The sequence below is a fragment of the Rugamonas sp. FW305-51 genome, assembly GCF_058786935.1.
This window is the reverse complement of sequence record NZ_JBYSZG010000052.1, coordinates 23416-41712: the sequence shown is the minus strand read 5'-3', so window position 1 is coordinate 41712 and position 18297 is coordinate 23416. Positions and strand designations below refer to the sequence as shown.

The following is an 18297-nucleotide window of genomic DNA, read 5'->3' as shown; positions in this document are numbered from 1 at the left end:
GCCCCGGCGGCCGGGGGCGGGCAGCGCGGCGGGGACTAGAAACGGCGGGTGAGCGTCATTTGCCCGGCGTTGCGTTGCAGATCGCAGCGGTTCAGGAAAGAGTTGCCCAGCAAGATGACGGACAGGCCGCCCTCCTGCACCAGGGCATCGACCTGGAACAGCTCCAGCTCGCCCACCCGCACGCTGTCGAGGCGGACCACGTAGGCCGGCACGGTGCCGTTGGCCGTACTGACGGGCACCACCCGGCCCTTGCGGTAATCGATGCCCAGCCGGCGCGCTTCGGCGGCCGGCAGGGCGATGAAGGTCGCGCCCGTGTCGACGATCATGCGCACGCCTACGCCGTTGATCTGCCCGTTGGCGATGAAGTGGCCGCCCTCGCTGGCCGACAGCGTGACCTTGCCCTGGGCGCTGGCGGGCGCGCCCACATACTGGCCGAGGGCGATGGTATGGCGCCGGCCGCCCTCCTCGATGGTGGCGCCGTTGCGGTCCACCTCGGCCAGGGTGGCGGTGCCGGCGATCTTGTCGCCCACGGCATAAGTCTTGGGCGCGCCGCCGTCGACCACCAGCAGCGCCTTGCCCGTGAACAGGCCCAGCACGCTGATATCGGCCGCCTGGGCGGTGCCGGCCAGCAGGAACAGGCAGGCGGCCAGCAGCCGGGCAGGGACGGCGCGGAAGGCGGAGAGTGGCAACATGGCATCGGCTCGCGGTAAATGGAGAGCCCCATTGTATAAGAGTGGTGCCATAAGGAAACTATCGAATGGTCACCGGCGCCGCCGAGAAAATGGGGACGTACCCCTTTTTAAAATGGGGACGTACCCCTTTTTCAGGAAACGGGGAGAAAACGGGGACGCAACACGGTTTTCTTGAAAAATGGGGTACGTCCCCATTTTGGGCAGACGAGACACGTTGCCGCAGCAATGGAACAGTTGTGCCCCATGTACCCTGTCCCCGCCATTGCTGGGATCGCACGCGCAGTGCCGTGCCGGCCGTTCAGCGCAGGATCAGGTCGTCGAGCGCAAACGGCGCGGGCCGGCCCTGCATCATGCCGGCCAACAGGCTGGCGCTGCCGCAGGAAAACGTGAAGCCGAGCGGACCGTGGCCCACGTTCAGCCACAGCTTGGGCACGGATGTCGCGCCAATGATGGGGGCGCCGTCCGGCGTGGCCGGGCGCAGGCCGGACCAGGGAATGGCCTGCTCAAAGTCGGCCGCGCGGGGCATGGCGGCGCGGGCCGTGCGCAGCAGGCTGGCGATACGGCGCGGGTCGATGGCGGGACGCTCGCCCACCAGGTCGACCATGGCCGCGATCCGCAACTGGTCGCCGATACGGGCATACAGCGTTTTGCGCTCGAAGTCCGTCACGCTGATGGAGGGCGCCAGGTCGCTTGGGCGGACCGGCGCGCTCAGGCTGTAGCCCTTGAGCGGATACAGGGGCAGCTGCAGGCCCGCGCGCGCGGCAAGGTCACGGCTCTGGATGCCGGCCGCCAGTACGAACTGGTCGGCCTGCTGCGGCCCGAGGCTCGTTTCCAGTGCCACCAACTTGCCGGCTGCGATGCGCCAGCCGTGTGCGTCGCCGTGCAATGTACCCTGGTAGCGGGGATGGCTTTGCAGCAGCCGCGCCAGCGACAGGCAAAACGCACGGCAATCGGCCAACGCCTCGCCGCCCGTAAAGATGGCGCCGGCCAGCGCCGGCTGCAGCGTGGCCAGTGCCGGTTCCAGCTGCGTCGCTTGCGCCGGCGACAAGAACCGGACATCTTGCCCGTCGCGCAGGCCAGCCCCGGCCACAGCCCCTGCCGCATCTCTCGCTATAGCTCCACCTTTAGCGCCGGCCGCAACTCCAATACCGACCGCAGCTCCAACGCCGGCGCCGACTTCAGTTCCAGCTCCAGCCTCGCCCCCAGCCTCGCCCCTGGCCCCGGCCGCCAGTTCCGCCCGCGCCCGCGCGGCGGCCTGGTCGAACAGCGCTGGCGAGCGATACAGCACCAGCTTGCCCGGCGCGCGCCACGCGAATGCGTCCGGCGGTATCAGCGTCATCATCTGCTGCATGGCCGCGCGGCTGCACTCGCCCAACTGCAACAGCGCGGCCGTGGTGCGCGCGTTGCTGACGGTGTTGCAGCGCCGTAGGAATTGCCACAGCCAGCGCCACTGGCGCGGGTCCGCCTCGGGCCGCAGGCGCAACGGGCCGTCGCGCTGCAGCAGCCAGTGCAGCGCCTTCAGGGGCACGCCCGCGTCGGCCAGCGGCGACACGTAGCGGTAGCTGAGCTGGCCGCCGTTGGCGTGGCTGGCGCCGCTGGCCGGCTCGGCCGCGCGCTCCAGCACGCGCACGCGGTAGCCCGCTTCCAGCAGCCACCAGGCCGTGGTCAGGCCCACCACGCCGCCACCGATGACGATCACTTCCTGTCCCATCATTGCCCTCCATCCGCCACGCGTGCCATATGGCCCAACTTCGGCCCAACATAGGCCCAGCATAGGCCCGGTGCCCCGCATCGGCCAACAAAAACCGCACGTTCATCGGCCACATTGCGCCCTGGCTGCCCGTTTTCCGCCACACCGGCCGCGAATTCATGTATTCGGACTACACGTGCGCCCCCTAACGCCAGTACACTAGCGGCGATAGGAGATTCGTATGAGCCAGAGCAGTGCTGTATCCAAACCCGACGACAAGGACAATTCGCCCTTGTATATGCAAATCGCGCGCAAGCTGACCGATGACGTGCACAACGGCCGCTACCAGGTAGACCAGGCCCTGCCGTCCGAACGGACGCTGTCGGAATTGCTGAACGTGTCGCGGGTGACGGCGCGCAAAGCCATCGACCAGCTGGTGGACCAGGGCCTGGTGGTGCGCCGCCGCGGTTCCGGCAACTACATCGCGCCCCGCATCGAGCAGCCGCTGTCGAACCTGACCAGCTTTTCCGAGCAGCTGCAGCAGCGCGGCCACCAGCCCGGCTCGCGCTGGCTCAAGCGTTCCATCGTCACGCCGTCGCCGGACGAGCAGCTGAGCCTGGGCCTGTCGCCCTATTCCAAGGTGGCGCGGCTCGAGCGCCTGCGCCTGGCCGACGAGGTGGTGATGGCCTACGAGGTCAGCGTACTGCCGCAAACCATCCTGGCCGATCCCGAGGCGGTGGGCAATTCCCTGTACCAATACCTGGAGAGCATCGGCAAGGCGCCGGTGCGGGCCTTGCAGCACATCCGCGCCATGAACGCGTCGGCCGAACTGGCCCGCCAGCTGGGCGTGCCGGAAGGCCAGGCCGTACTCTACATCACCCGCATCGCCTACCTGGAGTCGGGCGAGGCCATGGAGCTCACCCATTCCTATTGCCACAGCGATCATTACGATTTCGTGGCGGAAATGCGCCGCCCGACCTGATCTGCCGCAAGCTTTCATGGCAGCAGGGACTGGTTTGGGATTACACTGACCCTGTCACCTTTTCGGGACACGGCGATGCTGAAAACGGAAACCCCCCATCCGGACCACGGCCAGCTGGACCAATATCCGCTGCCGGACCTGGTCGCGGCGTTGGTGGACGATCAGGCGCGGGCCGTGCAGGCCGTGCGGGCCGCCGCGCCCGCCATTGCCGCCGCCGTGGAAGCGATGCTGCCCCGCATCGGCGCCGGCGGGCGCCTGATCTACGTGGGCGCCGGCACCTCGGGCCGGCTTGGCGTACTCGACAGCGTAGAACTGTATCCCACCTTTTCCTGGCCCCACGAGCGGGCGCTGGCCGTGCTGGCCGGCGGCCAGCCGGCCATGTTCGCCTCCGTGGAAGGGGCCGAGGACAATGCCGAACAGGGCGCGGCCGACCTGCGCCGGCTCTACCCGGCCCCGCACGACGTGGTGTTGCTGCTGGCCGCCTCCGGCGTCACGCCCTATGTGCTGGGGGCGCTGCTGGCGGCCCGCAAGCTGGGCGCGTACACCATCGGCATCGCCAACAATGCCGGTTCGCCGCTGGTGCGCGAGGCCGACCAGGGCATCACGCTCGACACGGGGCCGGAAATCATTTCCGGCAGCACCCGCCTGAAGGCCGGCACGGCCCAGAAGATCGTGCTCAACACGCTGTCCAGCGCCCTGATGGTCAGGCTGCACAAGGTGTACGGGAACTTGATGGTAGACTTGCAACCGACCAACGCCAAGCTGATGCAGCGCGCCGTCCAGCTCACCATGCACGCCACCGGCGCCGACGAGGCGGCCGCGCGGCACGTGCTGGCCCAATGCCGTTTCCACGTCAAGGTGGCCATCGTGGCCCTGTTGCGGCACACGGACGTGGATCAGGCCCAGGCCTGGCTGGATGCGGCGGATGGCAGCGTCCGGGCCGCGTTGATGAAATGATACATTTTTGACGTTGCGGTATTGAAAACTGAATCGTTAGGAATGTATGGAGCAAGCGCAGCAACGCAGTCCGTGGTGGTGGGTGCCCACCCTGTATTTCGGCCAGGCCATCCCCTACGTGGTGGTGATGACGCTGTCGGTCGTGATGTACAAGAACCTGGACGTGTCGAACACCGACATCGCCCTCTACACGGGCTGGTTGTACCTGCCGTGGGTCATCAAGCCCCTGTGGTCGCCCCTGGTGGAACTGCTGCGCACGCGCCGGCTGTGGATCGTCGGCATGCAGCTGGCGCTGGGCGCGGCGCTGGCGCTGGTGGCCCTGACCACCAGCCTGCCCCAGTTCTTCCAGCTCAGCCTGGCCGTGTTCTGGCTGATGGCCTTCAGTTCCGCCACCCACGACATCGCCGCTGACGGCTTCTACATGCTGGGCCTGCCCCAGCACCAGCAAGCCGCCTTTGTCGGCGTGCGTTCCACCTTTTACCGGCTGGCCATGATCGCCGGCCAGGGCGGGCTGGTCTACCTGGCCGGCAAGCTGGCCGAGGGGACGGGCAATGTGCGGCTGGCGTGGTCGGTGGTGTTCTTCGTGCTGGCGGCCCTGTTCGTGCTGCTGTTCGCCTATCACCAGCTGATATTGCCGCGCCCGGCCGCGGACCGCCCGCCGGCCGCCGGCGGCGCCCTGTTGCACGATTTTTTCGCCACCTTCAAGAGTTTCTTCCGCAAGCCCGGTATCGCCGTCATCCTCGGCTTCCTGCTGCTGTTCCGGCTGGGCGAGGCGCAGCTGCTCAAGCTGGCCGTGCCATTCCTGCTGGACCCGGCCGACAAGGGCGGACTGGGCCTGACAACGGCCCAGGTGGGGCTGGTCTACGGCACCATCGGCGTGCTGGCCCTGACGGCGGGCGGCCTGCTGGGCGGGCTGGCCGTGGCCCGTTTCGGCCTTAAGCGCTGCCTGTGGGGCATGGTGCTGGCCGTGCATGTGCCGGACCTGGTGTTCGTCTACCTGGCCAGCGCGCTGCCGCACAATGTCTACCTGATCGGGGCCAGTCTGGCGCTGGAACAGCTGGGCTACGGCTACGGTTTTGCCGCCTACCTGATGTACATGATCATGGTGGCCGAAGGCGAACACAAGACGGCCCATTACGCCATCTGCACCGGCTTCATGGCGCTCGGCATGATGCTGCCTGGCATGGCCAGCGGCTGGATCCAGCAGCGGCTCGGTTACCAGCACTTTTTCATCTGGGTCTGCGTGGCCACGGTGCCGGCCTTCATCATGGCCGCGCTGGTGAAAATCGACCCCCAGTTCGGCCGGAAACAGACGCCGGCCGCATTACAATAGGGCATTGCGCGTCATCTGAATCGGGGAACGGGAAGTGGAGTTTAATGCGAAGAAGCGACAGTCCTTGGCCGCCTGCGTGGCCGGCGGCCTGGCCGCGCTGTTGAGCGGCTGTACTTCCACGCCGCTGGCGCCGGCCACACCGGCCCAGCCCGTGCCGCCCGGCGCGGGCCCAGGCCCCGGTAACGGTACTGGCCCCGGCACGGGCAGCGCTGGCGGCACGCCCGCCGACCCGGCCGCGCCGCCGGCGGCCCCGCGCGAGTTCCGCGCCGCCTGGGTCTCCACGGTGGCCAATATCGACTGGCCCAGCCGCAGCAACCTGAGCGTGGACAAGCAGCAGGCCGAGGCGCTGGCCATCCTGGACCGCGCCAAGGCCCTGAACCTGAACGCCATCGTGCTGCAGGTGCGCCCCAGCGCCGACGCCATCTACCCGTCCGAACTGGAACCGTGGTCGGAATTCCTCACCGGCCAGCAGGGCCGCGCCCCGCGCCCGATGTACGATCCGCTGCAATTCTGGATCGACCAGGCCCACGCCCGCGGACTGGAGCTGCATGCCTGGTTCAACCCCTACCGGGCCCGCCACGCGACGGCCAGGACGCCCCTCACGCCTGGCCACATCGCCAATACCCAGCCCGACGCCGTCAAGCCCTACGGCCGCTTCCTGTGGATGGACCCGGGCGAACCGGTCGCCTCGCGCCACACGCTGGACGTGGTGCTGGACGTGGTGCGCCGCTACGACATCGACGGCGTCCACATCGACGACTATTTCTATCCCTACCCGATCGACGCCCCCAACGCGGCCGGCGCCGAGAGCGCGGCGCTCGACGGCGGCGCGGCGCCGAAGGCGGAACTGGAATTTCCCGACCAGCCATCGTGGCAGCGCTACCTGCTGGCCGGCGGCCAGCTGGACCGGGCCGGCTGGCGGCGGCAGAACGTCAACCAGCTGATCGAAGCCCTGTACAAGGGCATCCACAAGGAAAAGGCATGGGTGCGCTTTGGCGTCAGCCCGTTCGGCATCGGCCGGCCGGACCGGCGCCCGCCCGGCATCGTCGGCTTCAGCCAGTACGACAAGCTGTACGCCGACGCGGAGCTGTGGCTGGCCAGCGGCTGGCTCGATTACCTGGCGCCCCAGCTGTACTGGCCGGTGGCGCAGGCGCCGCAAGCGTTCGACGTGCTGCTCGACTACTGGCTGGCGCAGAACACCCATGGCCGCCACGTGTGGCCGGGCCTGTACACCAGCCGCATCGACAATTCCAGCAAGGCGTTCCCGCCGGAGGAGATCGTCAAGCAGATCGGCGTCACCCGCAGCCGGGCGGGCGGCCATGGCCACCTGCATTTCAGCGTGGCGGCCCTGATGGAGAACCGCAAGGGCGTGAGCGACCAGCTCAAGGCCCAGGCTTACCAGTACGCGGCGCTGGTGCCGGCCACGCCGTGGCTGGGCGCGGCGGCGCCGCTTGCCCCGGCCGTGACGGCGCGGCGCGACGGCGCCGGCCTCGCCCTCAAGCTGGCGCCCGGCGCCGGCAAGGCCGTGGCCCAGTTTGCCGTGTGGTCGCGCTACGGCAACGAGTGGCGCTTCGCCGTCGCCCCCGGCACGCGCACGGAATTGCGCCTGCCCGACGATGGGATGGCGGGCGCGGCCAGTGCCGTCGTCGTCAGCGCCGTGGACCGGCTCGGCAACGAGAGCGTGCGCGTGACGGTGGCAGCCGCCTGATCGCCATGACGCTCGCCCATCAAACACCCCGCCTCGGCCTGGGCATCGACGCCGGCGGCACCCAGACCCGCTGGGCGCTGGCCGCCGCCGACGGCGTGATCGTGGCCGAGGGCCACGTGGGCGGCCTGTCGGCCCTGCAGATGGAAAGCGACGCGGGCCGCGCCGCCGTCCACGCCAGTTTCACGGCCCTGTGCGCGGCCGTACTGGCGGCCGGCCGGCCGGACGCCGTGTGCGCCGGCCTGACCGGCTTTGGCGGCGACAGCGTGCAGCTGGCGCACTGGCTGGCCACGCTGCTGGCCATCGGGCCGGACGCCGTCACCGTGCGCAACGATATCGAGATCGCCTGCCTGGATACCTTCGCGCCCGGCCACGGCTACCTGGTATATGCCGGTACGGGCTCGATCGCGGCCTGGGTCGATGAGCACGGCCAGTTCCACCGGGCCGGCGGGCGCGGCGTGCTGCTCGACGATGGCGGCGGCGGCTACTGGATCGCGCGCGAAGCGTTGCGCAGCATCTGGCGCCGCGAGGATGAAACGCCGGGTGCCTGGCAAGACTCGCCGCTGGCGCAGGCCGTGTTCGCCCACCTGGGCGGCAGCGACTGGGCCCACAGCCGCCAGTTCATGTACGGCCAGGACCGGGGCACCATCGGCCGGCTGGCGGTGGCCGTGGCCGCCAGCGCGGAGGCCGACCCGGAAGCGCGCCGCATCCTGCTGGACGCCGGCCTGGAGCTGGCCCGGCTGGCGCGCGCCATGGTGCAGCGCTACGGCCTGCGGCCCGTGGTGCTGGCCGGCCGCGCGGCCGAGCTGCATCCGCTGCTGGTGCAATCGATGCGCGCCGAGTTGCCGGCCCACGTGCCGCTGCAGCAAAAGACCGTGCGGCCCCATCACGCGGCGGCCCGCATCGCGGCCCAGGCCCGCCATTTTCCTACCGCTCCTTTGCGATCCCACCCATGAAGAGTGCTTTCCTGACGCGCCGTCCCGGCCCGCGCGCCGCGCTGTTGCCGCTGGCCCTGCTGACCCTGTTGACGGGCTGCGCCGTGGCGCCGTCCGGCCCCCGCCTCGACCACAGCTACACGGCCCGCGGCCAGAGCGACCGCGTCAAGTTCATTGTGCTGCACTACACGGCGGGCGACCTGACGCGCTCGCTCAAGACCCTGACCCAGGACGTGGTCAGCAGCCACTACCTGCTGACGGACGGCGAACAACCGTTCTTCTACACGCTGGTGGACGAGTCGCGCCAGGCCAACCACGCCGGTGTGAGTAACTGGAAGACTTATACACAGCTGAACGTGAGCTCGATCGGCATCGAGATCGTCAACCCCGGTTTTCGCGACACGCCGGAAGGGCGGCTCTGGTATCCCTTCCCGCAGGCCCAGGTCGACCAGCTGATACCGCTGCTGCAGCAGATCATGGCGCGCCACAACATTCCGCCCGAGAACGTGCTGGGTCACAGCGACATCGCGCCCCAGCGCAAGCAGGACCCCGGTCCCCTGTTCCCGTGGAAGCAGCTGGCCGATGCGGGCCTGGTGCGCTGGCCCAGTGCCGTGCAGGTGGCCGCCCGCCTGCCCCTGTTCCAGGCGCAATTGCCCGAAATCGGCTGGTTCCAGCAGAAACTGGCGCAGCATGGCTATGCCGTGCCGCAGACGGGCGAGCTGGACGCGGCCACCCGCAACGTGCTGGTGGTGTTCCAGTCCAAGTACCGCCAGGCCCGCTTCGACGGCGAGCCGGATGCGGAAACGGCCGCCATTCTCGATACGCTGACGTCGCCGGCCTTGCCGCTGCCACCGCCGGGCGTGCCGGCCGCGCAGCCGTTTGCGACCCAGCCCGCACCGCCGTCCGTTGCACCGGCGGCGCCCTCCTCGCCGCCGCCGGACCCGGTCGAGGGGCACTGAAGAACAGAGCGCGTCCTACCCTTAGCAGCGACCGCGCTTTCCGGTATGCTTAGCCTACGCCGTTCTGGAGGACAGCATGCATCCTGCCGTATCCTGCGAAACGATCGCCAGCCATGGCGGTTTCCGGCCGCTGGCCAGCGTGGCCGGCATTGCCGTCGAACTGCGCTATGCCACGGTGGACAACTTCGTCGGGCGCGACCTGTACTCGCCGCTCGACTGCGCCTGGCTGCACCAGGAAGCGGCCGCCGCGCTGGAACAGGCCGTCGCCTGGCTGGCCCTGCACTGGCCCGGCTACCGCCTGCTGGTGCTGGACGCGCTGCGCCCGCAGCGGGTGCAGGAGCAGTTGTGGCTGGCGCTGCAGGGCACGGAACTGCTGGCCTATATCGCCGCGCCGGCGCGCGGCTCCATCCATTCCTTCGGCATGGCCGTGGACCTGACCATCCTCGATGAGCAAGGCTGCGAGCTGGACATGGGCACCGGCTTCGACGACTTGAGTGAGCGCTCACATCCTGCGCTGGAGGCGCAATTGCTGGCCAGCGGCGAACTCAGCGCCACCCAGGCCGGCAACCGCCAGCTGCTGCGCGACGCCATGCAGCAGGCCGGCTGGGTTGGGATCAACACGGAATGGTGGCATTTCGACTGCGGCGACCGCGACCGGATACGGGGCAGTTATACCCGCGTGCTGTAACCGTCCGCGACGCCTCCCGCCGCCCGCCGACGACGGCAGCGGGCAGCGCTGCGGTGGCATGCCCGTCCCGGTGCCGGGACCCGGCTTCGCCGCCGGGGCCGCCAGGGCCTTTCCCGTCAGCGGTCCACCATCGCAAGCCGTTCCGGGCTGTAGCGCAGGCCGGAGACGTGGCTGAGCGCCTGTTCCAGGCTGGCCATGTCCGCCGCGCTCAGCGTGACTTCGGCCGCCGCCGCGTTCTGCTCCAGGTAGCTGCGGCGGCGCGTGCCGGGGATGGGCACCAGGTCCTCGCCCTGCTGCAGCACCCAGGCCAGCGCCACTTGCCCGGCCGTGAGTCCGCGCGCGGCCGCCAGCGCGTGGACGGCTTGCGCCGCCGCCATGTTGGCGTCGAAATTGGCGCCCTGCAGGCGCGGATCCAGGTGGCGGAAATCCGTGGCCGGATATTCTTCCGCGCGGCGGGCCGTGCCGCCCAGGAAGCCCCGGCCCAGCGGGCTGAACGGCACCAGGCCGATGCCCAGTTCGCGCAGCAGGGGCAGGATCTCGTCTTCCAGGTTGCGCTCCCACAGCGAATATTCGCTTTGCAGCGCGCTGATCGGATGCACGGCGTGGGCGCGGCGGATGTTGGTCACGCCGGCCTCGGACAGGCCCAGGTAGCGCACCTTGCCCTCGCGCACGAGCTCGGCCATCACGCCCACCACTTCCTCGATCGGCACTTGCGGGTCGATGCGGTGCTGGTACAGCAGGTCGATGTAGTCCGTGTCCAGCCGCCGCAGCGAGCCTTCCACCGCCAGCCGGATGTGCTCGGGCCGGCTGTTCACGCCCACCGTCTGGCCGTCCGCGTTGATGTCGAAGCCGAACTTGGTGGCCACCACGGCTTGCTGGCGCCGGCCCTGCAGCGCCTTGCCCAGCAGCGTTTCGTTGGTGTAGGGGCCGTACTGCTCGGCCGTGTCGAAGAAGGTCACGCCCAGTTCCAGCGCGCGGTGCACGGTGGCGATGGCTTCCGCCTCGTCGGCCGCGCCGTAGGTCACGCCGCTCATGCCCATGCAGCCCAGTCCCATGGCCGATACCGTCAGGCCGCAGCGGCCCAGTTTGCGTTGTTCCATCGCTCCCTCCTGTTAATGTGATGGAAATAGTATCGTCCATCTGCCAAAGGTACACAATTACCTTAGAATGCAAAGCATTGTTGAACTCAGTGCAACGGTGGAGGCGGGATGGAGATGTTGAACGAGATGGCGGTGTTCGCCCGCGTGGTCGATTGCGGCGGCTTTTCCGCCGCTGCGCGCCAGCTGGAGCTGACCACGTCGGCCGTGAGCCGCCATGTGTCGCGGCTGGAGGCCCACATGGGTGGCCGGCTGCTGCACCGCACTACCCGTTCGCTGGCCCTGACGGAGCTGGGCCGCCAGGTGCATGGGGCCTGCGTGCGCATGCTGAGCACGGCGCGCGAAGTGCATGCGCTGGCCGGCAGCTACAGCGCCCGTCCCAACGGCGTGATCCGGATGACGGCGCCCGTCGTGTTCGGCCAGGTGTGGCTGGCACCACGGCTGCCTGCCTTTCTCGACCTGTATCCGGAAGTGGATGTGCGGCTGACGCTGGTGGACCGTTTCGTCGATCTGGTCGAGGATGGCGTGGACCTGGCCCTGCGCATCGCCGACGAGCTGGCGCCGGGGCTGGCGGCGCGGCCCCTGCTGCCCATCCGCTATGTGCTGGTAGCCGCGCCGCAGTATTTGGCCCGCCAAGGGGCGCCGCTCACGCCCGACGCATTGCCGGGCCACCGCTGCTGTTACCTCGGCTATGCCCGCTTCGGCGAGCGCTGGCAGTTGCAGCGCGGCGAGGAACGGGTCAGCGTCAGCGTGCCGTCGCGGCTCACCATCAACAACAGCGGCGCCCTGCTGTCCGTGGTGGAAGCGGGCGGCGGCATCGGCCTGGTGCCCGATTTCGCGGCGCAGGCGGCGCTGGCCCAGGGCCGGGTGGTGCAAGTGTTGCCGGAGTGGACCTTTGGCGCGCCCTACGCGGGCACGGCCTACGCCGTGTATTTGCCCGGGCCGCATCTGGCCTTGAAGGTGCGGGCCCTGATCGATTACCTGGCCGGCGGCACCGGCGCCTGAGGGACGCGCGCCACCCAGTCCACCAGCGCATCGAGCACGGCGCGGCCGGCGCCGTTGGCCACGTGCTCGTCGTTGATGAAGGCCACCACCACGCAGGGCTGGCCGCTGGCGTCGGGCACATAGCCGGCGATGGCCACCACGCCGCTCAGGCTGCCCGTCTTGAGGCGCGCATGCAGCGCGGCCGGGCTATCCTTGAGGCGCTTGCGCAACGTGCCGTCGAGGCCGGCGATGGGCAGGCTGGAGACGAATTCCGGCATCCACAGGCTGCGCTGGCCGGCCTGCAGCACCGCGGCCAGCTGGGCCGGCGTGGCCCGCTCCAGCCGCGACAGGCCGGAACCGTTTTCCAGCACCAGGCCTTCGGTGGCGATGCCCCGTTCCTGCAGCCAGGCGCGGATGCGCTGCTCGGCGCGGGCGGCCGTGCTGTCGGCGGTGGGCGGCAGCGGGTGGCTGCCCAGCGCGCTGTCCGCTTCCAGGCTGCCCAGGCTGAGGAACAGGGTGCGGGCCAGCGTGTTGTCGGACTGCTTGTTGATGTCGCGCAGCAGCTCGGGCAGGGGGCGCGAGACATGCTCGGCCAGCAGGCGCGCCGTGGGCGGGGTGGCGCCGGCCGCATCGGCTTCGCGCACGTCGCCGTTGAGCACGCCGCCCAGGCGCTTCCACGTGGTGCGCAGCAGGCGTTCCAGGTAGTCGTGGCGGTCCAGTACGTTGATGCTGGTGGCCTTGCTGCAATCCTTGGGGAAGGTGCCGCGCAGCAGCACGTTGATCTTGCCGTCCGTGCGTACGGCCGCGGGCGGCTTCCAGCCCGTTTCCCACAGGGCGCAGGGAGTGTCGACCAGTTTCAGGTCCGTTTTCAGGGCCACTTTTTCCATGGCCGGCAGCATCACGGCCGACAGCTGGCTGCCCGTGGAGCGCAATTCCAGCCGCAGCAGGTTGGTGTTGAGCAGCAGCGCGTCCGGCACCACGTTGTAGTAGGCGTAGGGGTATTCGTCGAACGGCGGCGCCTGCGGGTCCGGCTGGGAGGGCTGGAACAGCTGGCGGTCGAGCACGATGTTGCCCTGGATGCGCCAGACGCCCTCGTTGCGCAACGCCTGCAGCATGCGGGTCAGCACATCCTCGTTGAAATCGGCGTCGGCGCCGCCGCGCAGGTACAGGTCGCCCCGCAGCACGCCGCGCACCAGCTCGGCGGTCGTACGCATTTCCGTACGTCCGCGGAAGATGGGGCCCAGCTGTTCCAGCGCCACCATGGTGGTCAGCACTTTCATGGTGGAGGCGGGCTGCATGCTGCGCCCGGCGCCGTGCGTCAGCAGCGGCGTACCGTTGCGCAGCACCACGGCGCCCATCGCCTCCTGCGGGATGCGGGCCGTCTCCAGCAGCTGGGCTACCGGTTCCGGTAGCTGGGCGTGGACGGCGCCGCTGGCGGCGAACAGGGCGGCGAGGAGATGGCGGCGCAGCATGGACATGGTCAGTGGAAGAAAGCGTAGGATACGAGGACGGCTGCCACCACCCCGGCGAAGTCGGCGATGAGGCCGCAGGAAATGGCATAGCGCGTCTTGCGGATGCCGACCGAGCCGAAGTACAAGGCCACGATGTAGAACGTGGTGTCGGCCGAGCCCTGGAACACGCAGGTGAGGCGGCCGATAAAGGAATCGGGGCCGTAGGTCTTCATGGCGTCGATCATCAGGGCCTTGGAGGCGCTGCTGCTGAGCGGCTTCATGAGGGCCGTCGGCAGCGAGGGCACGAAGTCCGCGTTCCAGCCCAGGTGCACCACCACCCAGTCCAGCGCGCCGATGACGAAGCCCAGCACACCGGCGTTGCGGATCACGCTGATGGCCACCAGCATGCCCACCAGGTAGGGAATGATGGTGATCGAGGTCTGGATACCGCCCTTGGCCCCTTCGATGAAGGCTTCGTACACGTTCACCTTCTTCCACAGGGCGCCGATGATGAAGGCGGCGATCACGACGATCAGCACCAGGTTGCTCACCACCTTGGACACCTGCTCGATTTCCGAGCGCGCCAGGTACTGGGTGAAATACCAGACGGTGAGGCCGATGAAGGCCGTGATGCCGCCCAGCCAGCCCAGCACGACACCGTTGAACAGGTTGATGCGCTGGCGTATCGCCACGCCGATGATGCCGGCCATGGTGGCCACGTAGGTGGCGATCATGCAGGGGATGAAGATGTCGGACGGATCGTGTGCGCCCAGGATGGCGCGCTGGGCCATGATGGCCACCGGGATCAGGGTCAGGCCGGACGTGTGCAGCACCAGGAACATGATTTGCGCGTTGCTCGGTTCATCCTTGTTGGGGTTGAGCGTTTGCAGCGATTCCATCGCCTTCAGGCCGAACGGGGTGGCCGCGTTGTCCAGGCCCAGCAGGTTGGCCGAGAAGTTCATCACCATGTGGCCGGTGGCCGGATGGTTCTTCGGCACTTCCGGGAAGATGCGCGAAAAGAAGGGCGAGATGACGCGCGCCAGCAGATTGACCATGCCGGCCTTTTCGCCGATGTTCATGATGCCCAGCCACAGCGTCATCACGCCGGCCAGCGGCAGGGCGATGTCCATCACGCCCATGCGGGCCGAATCGAACGTGCCTTCGATGATGCGCTTGAAGATTTCCGTGTCGCCCAGGAACAGCCACTGCGCCAGCGCCGCGGCAAAGCCCACCAGGAAAAAGCCAGACCAGATGTAATTGAGCGACATAGAGCGGGGTGTTCCTCGGGCTAGATGGGATAGGCAATGTTGCAGGCAGAGTATAGAGTATGCTGGCCGCGCAATCTCAACTGGATATCACATGAAGCGTTACTGGAAACTGATACTGACCGGTGCTCTGCTGGCGCTGGCAGGCTGGAGCGGTGCCGCGCGAGCAGCCATGCAGACCACTGCGCCTGCGCCTGTCGGGGTCGCGCCGGCTGCCGCTGCCGCTGCCAGGGCCGTGCCCGCCGCTGCCCGCGCCGCCGCTACCGCAGCAGCTGTCGCTACGCCCGCAGCTGCATCCGCCGTCGCATCGTCGACCGCGCCCAAGGTGCTGCGTGCTTTCCTCAGCACGGGCGAGACGGGGCTGGACCCGGCCGTCGCCTCCGACCTGGCCAGTCTCAGCCTGCTGGAAAACCTGTTCGATCCCCTGCTGCGCTACGACTACCTGGCCCGTCCCGTGCGGCTGCAGCCGAACACAGCCAGTGCCATGCCCACCATCGATGAAGGGGGCTTGCGCTACACCTTCCACCTCAAGCCCGGCCTGGTCTTCTCGCCCGACCCCACCTTCCACGGCGCGCGGCGCGAAGTGACGGCCCAGGACTATGTGTACAGCCTGATGCGGCTGTACGACCCGGCCCTGAAGTCGCCGTGGCTGTTCCTGCTCGAAGGCAAGCTGGTGGGCGACAGCGCGCTCAAGGGCGACGGCTTCCGCTACGACCGCGCCATCGCCGGCCTGCGGGCGCTGGACAAATACACGCTGCAGTTGCGCCTGAACGCGCCCGATCCCAACTTCCTGTTCTACCTGGCCATTCCCGCCACAGGCGTGGTGGCGCGTGAAGTGGCGGATGCCTACGGCAGCCAGTTCGGCAACCACCCCGTCGGCACCGGGCCGTTCGTGATCGGTGAATGGAAGCACAGCGACAAGATCACGCTGCTGGCCAATCCGGACTACCGCCCCACCGTGTTCCATGCCGGCCCGGACGTGGCGCCGGCCGACCGCGCACTGGCCGCCGCGCTGGAAGGCAAGCGCCTGCCGCTGGTGGACCGGGTCGAAGTGAAGATCATGGAGGAATACCAGTCGCGCATGCTGGGCTTCCTGAACGGCGAATTCGACTACCTGGAGCAAGTGCCCGAATCGATGAAGGACATGGTGCTGACGGCCGACGCCACGCCCACGCTCAGGCCGGAGCTGGCGCGCAAGGGCGTGGTACTGACGCCCTTCCCCGTGCTGCAGACCTACTACATGTGGATGAACATGGACGACCCGCTGATCGGCGGCTACGGCAAGGAGAAGGTCGCGCTGCGGCGCGCCATCGCGCTCGGCTACAACGGCGCGGAAGACATCGCCCTGCTCAAGAAAGGCCTGGCCCTGCCGGCGCGAACGCCGCTGCCGCCCAACGTGCTGGGCTACGACCCGGCCTTCCGCAGCCCGACCGCGTATGACCCCGCGCTGGCGCGCGCGCTGCTGGACCGCTACGGCTACCGCCTGGACGCGGACGGTTTCCGCCGCCAGCCCGACGGCCAGCCGCTGACGCTGGTCATGCATACCGAGCCGACCACGGTGGGCCGGCTGCGCGACGAGCTGTGGCGCAAGAATTTGAACGCCATCGGCCTGCGGGTCGAATTCAAGAGCGACAAGAAGACGGAAGTGATCAAGGCCTCGCGGCTGGGCAAGGTGATGATGTTCGAAACCAACTGGATCGCCGACTTCCCCGACGGCGACAACTTCTACCAGCTGCTGTACGGCCCCAACAGCGGCCGCGCCAACTACGCCCGCTTCAACCTGCCCGCCTTCAACCAGCGCTACGAGCAGGCCGGCAAGCTGGGCGACTCGCCCGAGCGTACCCGGCTGTTCGATGAAATGGCCCAGCTGCTGCACGCCTACGCGCCGTGGGTGCTGCTGACCCATCCCATCTCGGCCGACCTGCAGCAACCGTGGCTCAAGCACTACAAGCGCCACCCGGTGGAATTGACGGCCTGGCGCTACGTGGACGTGGAGCACCGCAAGTAACGGCTGGAAAAGAATTTGTGCGTCGCACAAAAAACTATGTTACACTACGTTCAGTGGTGAGGTTTGTTCGCAAGCAGTCCCGCTATCCAGTAGCATGCGCAGCGATTTGTATTGTGTAAGTTCAAATTGTGCAAAGCCGCAAACGCCTGGATTTGTAACTCCGAATACGTTGGTCGATTTACACGTTGGGGGCACTATGCAGATAGCATGGGCGCCCGAGACTCTGGAGGCACTTTGCAGATAGCACTGGCGTCCGGCACGATTAAAGCATAGGTAATACATTGGAATAAAGCTCGCTCCGGCGAGCTTTTTTTTCGTCCGTCGCCAGCACAGAAAAATGGGGACGTACCCCATTTCAGAAAAATGGGGTACGTCCCCATTTTGGGTTAGAGAGCGCGGGCGATCAGGAGCTTCTGGATGTCGCTCGTGCCTTCGTAGATCTGGCACACGCGTACGTCGCGATAGATGCGCTCGACAGGGAAGTCGGATACATAGCCGTAGCCGCCATGCACCTGGATCGCGTCGGAACAGACCCGCTCGGCCATCTCGGAGGCGAACAGCTTGGCCATCGCCGCTTCCTTCAGGCACGGCAAGCCGGCGTCCTTCATCGAGGCCGCGTGGCGGATCAGCTGGCGCGCCGCTTCGATCTGGGTCGCCATGTCGGCCAGGCGGAACTGCACGGCCTGGTGTTCATAGATGGGCTTGCCGAAGCTTTCCCGCTCCTTCGCATAACGCAGCGCCGCTTCATAGGCGGCGCGCGCCATGCCCACTGCCTGCGAGGCGATGCCGATGCGGCCCCCTTCCAGCCCGGACAGGGCGATCTTGTATCCCTGGCCTTCTTCGCCGATCAGGTTTTCGGCCGGGATGCGGCAGTTCTCGAACAGGATCTGGGCCGTGTCCGACGAGTGCTGGCCCATCTTCTGCTCCAGCCCGGCCACGATGTAGCCCGGCGTCGACGTTGGCACCCAGAACGCGCTGATGCCTTTCTTGCCGGCCGCCTTGTCCGTCACGGCCATGACGATGGCCACGTCCGCATACTTGCCGCTGGTGATGAATTGCTTGACGCCGTTCAGCACGTAGCTGTCGCCGTCGCGCGTGGCTGTGGTGCGCAGGGCCGCCGCGTCGCTGCCCGTGTGCGGTTCCGTCAGGCAGAACGCGCCCAGCATGTCGCCCTGGGCCAGCGGCCGCAGCCACTGTTCCTGCTGGCGCGCGTTGGCGTACATCATGGCGATGCTGCACACCGGGCAGTTGTTGACGGAGATGATGGTGGAGGTGCCGCCGTCGCCGGCCGCGATCTCTTCCAGCACCAGCGCCAGCGAGACGTAATCGAGCCCGGCGCCGCCCAGCGCTTCCGGCACGGCCACGCCGAACGCACCGAGCGCGGCCAGTTCTTTCAGTTCCTGCTTGGGGAAATAATGTTCCTTGTCCCAGCGCGCCGCGTTGGGCGCCAGGCGCTCCTGGGCAAAGGCGCGCAGGGCGTCGCGGATCATGTTGTGTTCGTCGCTCAGTATCATGGAAAACGTCTCAGGTGAAGTGGTTGGCGGCGGCTCG

15 protein-coding genes are annotated in these 18297 nt (G+C 68.0%); 9 read left to right on the top strand and 6 right to left on the bottom strand.

Annotation, left to right across the window (positions count from 1 at the left end; all coding sequences use genetic code 11):
- Positions 1 to 35: 35 nt before the first annotated feature.
- Entirely contained in the window at positions 36 to 692 is a 657-nt protein-coding gene (locus AC3WOS_RS24740) for a retropepsin-like aspartic protease family protein (RefSeq protein ID WP_492719485.1), read from the bottom strand.
- 298 nt (positions 693 to 990) lie between these two features.
- Entirely contained in the window at positions 991 to 2406 is a 1416-nt protein-coding gene (locus AC3WOS_RS24735) for an FAD-dependent oxidoreductase (protein WP_492719483.1), read from the bottom strand.
- Between the two features lie 217 nt (positions 2407 to 2623).
- Between AC3WOS_RS24735 and AC3WOS_RS24730 the strand changes: the two genes are divergently transcribed.
- From AC3WOS_RS24730 to AC3WOS_RS24700, 7 genes are all read left to right on the top strand, one after another.
- Complete coding sequence (locus AC3WOS_RS24730) at positions 2624 to 3364, top strand: GntR family transcriptional regulator (protein WP_492719481.1); 741 nt, start codon at positions 2624 to 2626, stop codon at positions 3362 to 3364.
- A gap of 75 nt (positions 3365 to 3439) precedes the next feature.
- Positions 3440 to 4321, top strand: coding sequence for an N-acetylmuramic acid 6-phosphate etherase (gene murQ / locus AC3WOS_RS24725; RefSeq protein ID WP_492719480.1), 882 nt, complete (start codon positions 3440 to 3442; stop codon positions 4319 to 4321).
- 46 nt (positions 4322 to 4367) lie between these two features.
- Complete coding sequence (locus AC3WOS_RS24720; RefSeq protein WP_492719478.1) at positions 4368 to 5654, top strand: MFS transporter; 1287 nt, start codon at positions 4368 to 4370, stop codon at positions 5652 to 5654.
- Positions 5655 to 5718: 64 nt separating this feature from the next.
- A complete protein-coding gene (locus tag AC3WOS_RS24715; RefSeq protein WP_492719476.1) occupies positions 5719 to 7362 on the top strand; it encodes a glycoside hydrolase family 10-like protein in 1644 nt (547 codons plus the stop codon).
- Positions 7363 to 7367: 5 nt separating this feature from the next.
- Positions 7368 to 8315, top strand: coding sequence for an N-acetylglucosamine kinase (locus tag AC3WOS_RS24710; protein WP_492719475.1), 948 nt, complete (start codon positions 7368 to 7370; stop codon positions 8313 to 8315).
- Positions 8312 to 9253, top strand: a complete 942-nt coding sequence (locus tag AC3WOS_RS24705) for an N-acetylmuramoyl-L-alanine amidase (RefSeq protein WP_492719474.1) — start codon at positions 8312 to 8314, stop codon at positions 9251 to 9253. The genes AC3WOS_RS24710 and AC3WOS_RS24705 overlap by 4 nt, the downstream gene beginning before the upstream one ends.
- Before the next feature lie 76 nt (positions 9254 to 9329).
- Complete coding sequence (locus AC3WOS_RS24700; protein ID WP_492719472.1) at positions 9330 to 9941, top strand: M15 family metallopeptidase; 612 nt, start codon at positions 9330 to 9332, stop codon at positions 9939 to 9941.
- A 116-nt stretch (positions 9942 to 10057) separates the two neighbouring features.
- On the opposite strand, the gene AC3WOS_RS24695 is transcribed toward AC3WOS_RS24700, so the two are convergent.
- Positions 10058 to 11041 (bottom strand): aldo/keto reductase, encoded by a 984-nt coding sequence (locus AC3WOS_RS24695; RefSeq protein ID WP_492719470.1) that lies wholly within the window; start codon positions 11039 to 11041, stop codon positions 10058 to 10060.
- Positions 11042 to 11149: 108 nt separating this feature from the next.
- Between AC3WOS_RS24695 and AC3WOS_RS24690 the strand changes: the two genes are divergently transcribed.
- Complete coding sequence (locus AC3WOS_RS24690) at positions 11150 to 12043, top strand: LysR family transcriptional regulator (RefSeq protein WP_492719468.1); 894 nt, start codon at positions 11150 to 11152, stop codon at positions 12041 to 12043.
- On the opposite strand, the gene dacB is transcribed toward AC3WOS_RS24690, so the two are convergent.
- Positions 12016 to 13500 carry a D-alanyl-D-alanine carboxypeptidase/D-alanyl-D-alanine endopeptidase gene (dacB, locus tag AC3WOS_RS24685; protein ID WP_492719466.1) on the bottom strand — a complete coding sequence of 495 codons (1485 nt, stop codon included), beginning with the start codon at positions 13498 to 13500 and terminating at the stop codon, positions 12016 to 12018. The two genes, AC3WOS_RS24690 and dacB, sit on opposite strands and share 28 nt — an antisense overlap.
- Positions 13501 to 13502: 2 nt before the next feature.
- Positions 13503 to 14741, bottom strand: a complete 1239-nt coding sequence (locus AC3WOS_RS24680; RefSeq protein ID WP_492719464.1) for a nucleoside recognition domain-containing protein — start codon at positions 14739 to 14741, stop codon at positions 13503 to 13505.
- A gap of 91 nt (positions 14742 to 14832) precedes the next feature.
- Here AC3WOS_RS24680 and AC3WOS_RS24675 point away from each other — a divergent pair, with 91 nt between their 5' ends.
- Positions 14833 to 16746, top strand: a complete 1914-nt coding sequence (locus AC3WOS_RS24675; protein ID WP_492719462.1) for an ABC transporter substrate-binding protein — start codon at positions 14833 to 14835, stop codon at positions 16744 to 16746.
- Between the two features lie 386 nt (positions 16747 to 17132).
- Here the strand turns inward: AC3WOS_RS24675 and AC3WOS_RS24670 are convergent, their stop codons facing one another.
- The gene (locus tag AC3WOS_RS24670) at positions 17133 to 18260 is read right to left on the bottom strand and encodes an acyl-CoA dehydrogenase family protein (protein WP_492719460.1); all 1128 of its coding nucleotides are present in this window, start codon (positions 18258 to 18260) and stop codon (positions 17133 to 17135) included.
- Positions 18261 to 18297 lie beyond the last annotated feature (37 nt).

Coding starts and splice junctions, on each gene's coding strand:
- AC3WOS_RS24710 (WP_492719475.1), top strand. CDS start 7,368: ATGACGCTCGCCCATCAAACACCCCGCCTCGGCCTGGGCATCGACGCC.
- AC3WOS_RS24680 (WP_492719464.1), bottom strand. CDS start 14,741: ATGTCGCTCAATTACATCTGGTCTGGCTTTTTCCTGGTGGGCTTTGCC.
- AC3WOS_RS24730 (WP_492719481.1), top strand. CDS start 2,624: ATGAGCCAGAGCAGTGCTGTATCCAAACCCGACGACAAGGACAATTCG.
- AC3WOS_RS24690 (WP_492719468.1), top strand. CDS start 11,150: ATGGAGATGTTGAACGAGATGGCGGTGTTCGCCCGCGTGGTCGATTGC.
- dacB (WP_492719466.1), bottom strand. CDS start 13,500: ATGTCCATGCTGCGCCGCCATCTCCTCGCCGCCCTGTTCGCCGCCAGC.
- AC3WOS_RS24700 (WP_492719472.1), top strand. CDS start 9,330: ATGCATCCTGCCGTATCCTGCGAAACGATCGCCAGCCATGGCGGTTTC.
- AC3WOS_RS24670 (WP_492719460.1), bottom strand. CDS start 18,260: ATGATACTGAGCGACGAACACAACATGATCCGCGACGCCCTGCGCGCC.
- AC3WOS_RS24705 (WP_492719474.1), top strand. CDS start 8,312: ATGAAGAGTGCTTTCCTGACGCGCCGTCCCGGCCCGCGCGCCGCGCTG.
- AC3WOS_RS24695 (WP_492719470.1), bottom strand. CDS start 11,041: ATGGAACAACGCAAACTGGGCCGCTGCGGCCTGACGGTATCGGCCATG.
- AC3WOS_RS24675 (WP_492719462.1), top strand. CDS start 14,833: ATGAAGCGTTACTGGAAACTGATACTGACCGGTGCTCTGCTGGCGCTG.
- murQ (WP_492719480.1), top strand. CDS start 3,440: ATGCTGAAAACGGAAACCCCCCATCCGGACCACGGCCAGCTGGACCAA.
- AC3WOS_RS24720 (WP_492719478.1), top strand. CDS start 4,368: ATGGAGCAAGCGCAGCAACGCAGTCCGTGGTGGTGGGTGCCCACCCTG.
- AC3WOS_RS24735 (WP_492719483.1), bottom strand. CDS start 2,406: ATGATGGGACAGGAAGTGATCGTCATCGGTGGCGGCGTGGTGGGCCTG.
- AC3WOS_RS24740 (WP_492719485.1), bottom strand. CDS start 692: ATGTTGCCACTCTCCGCCTTCCGCGCCGTCCCTGCCCGGCTGCTGGCC.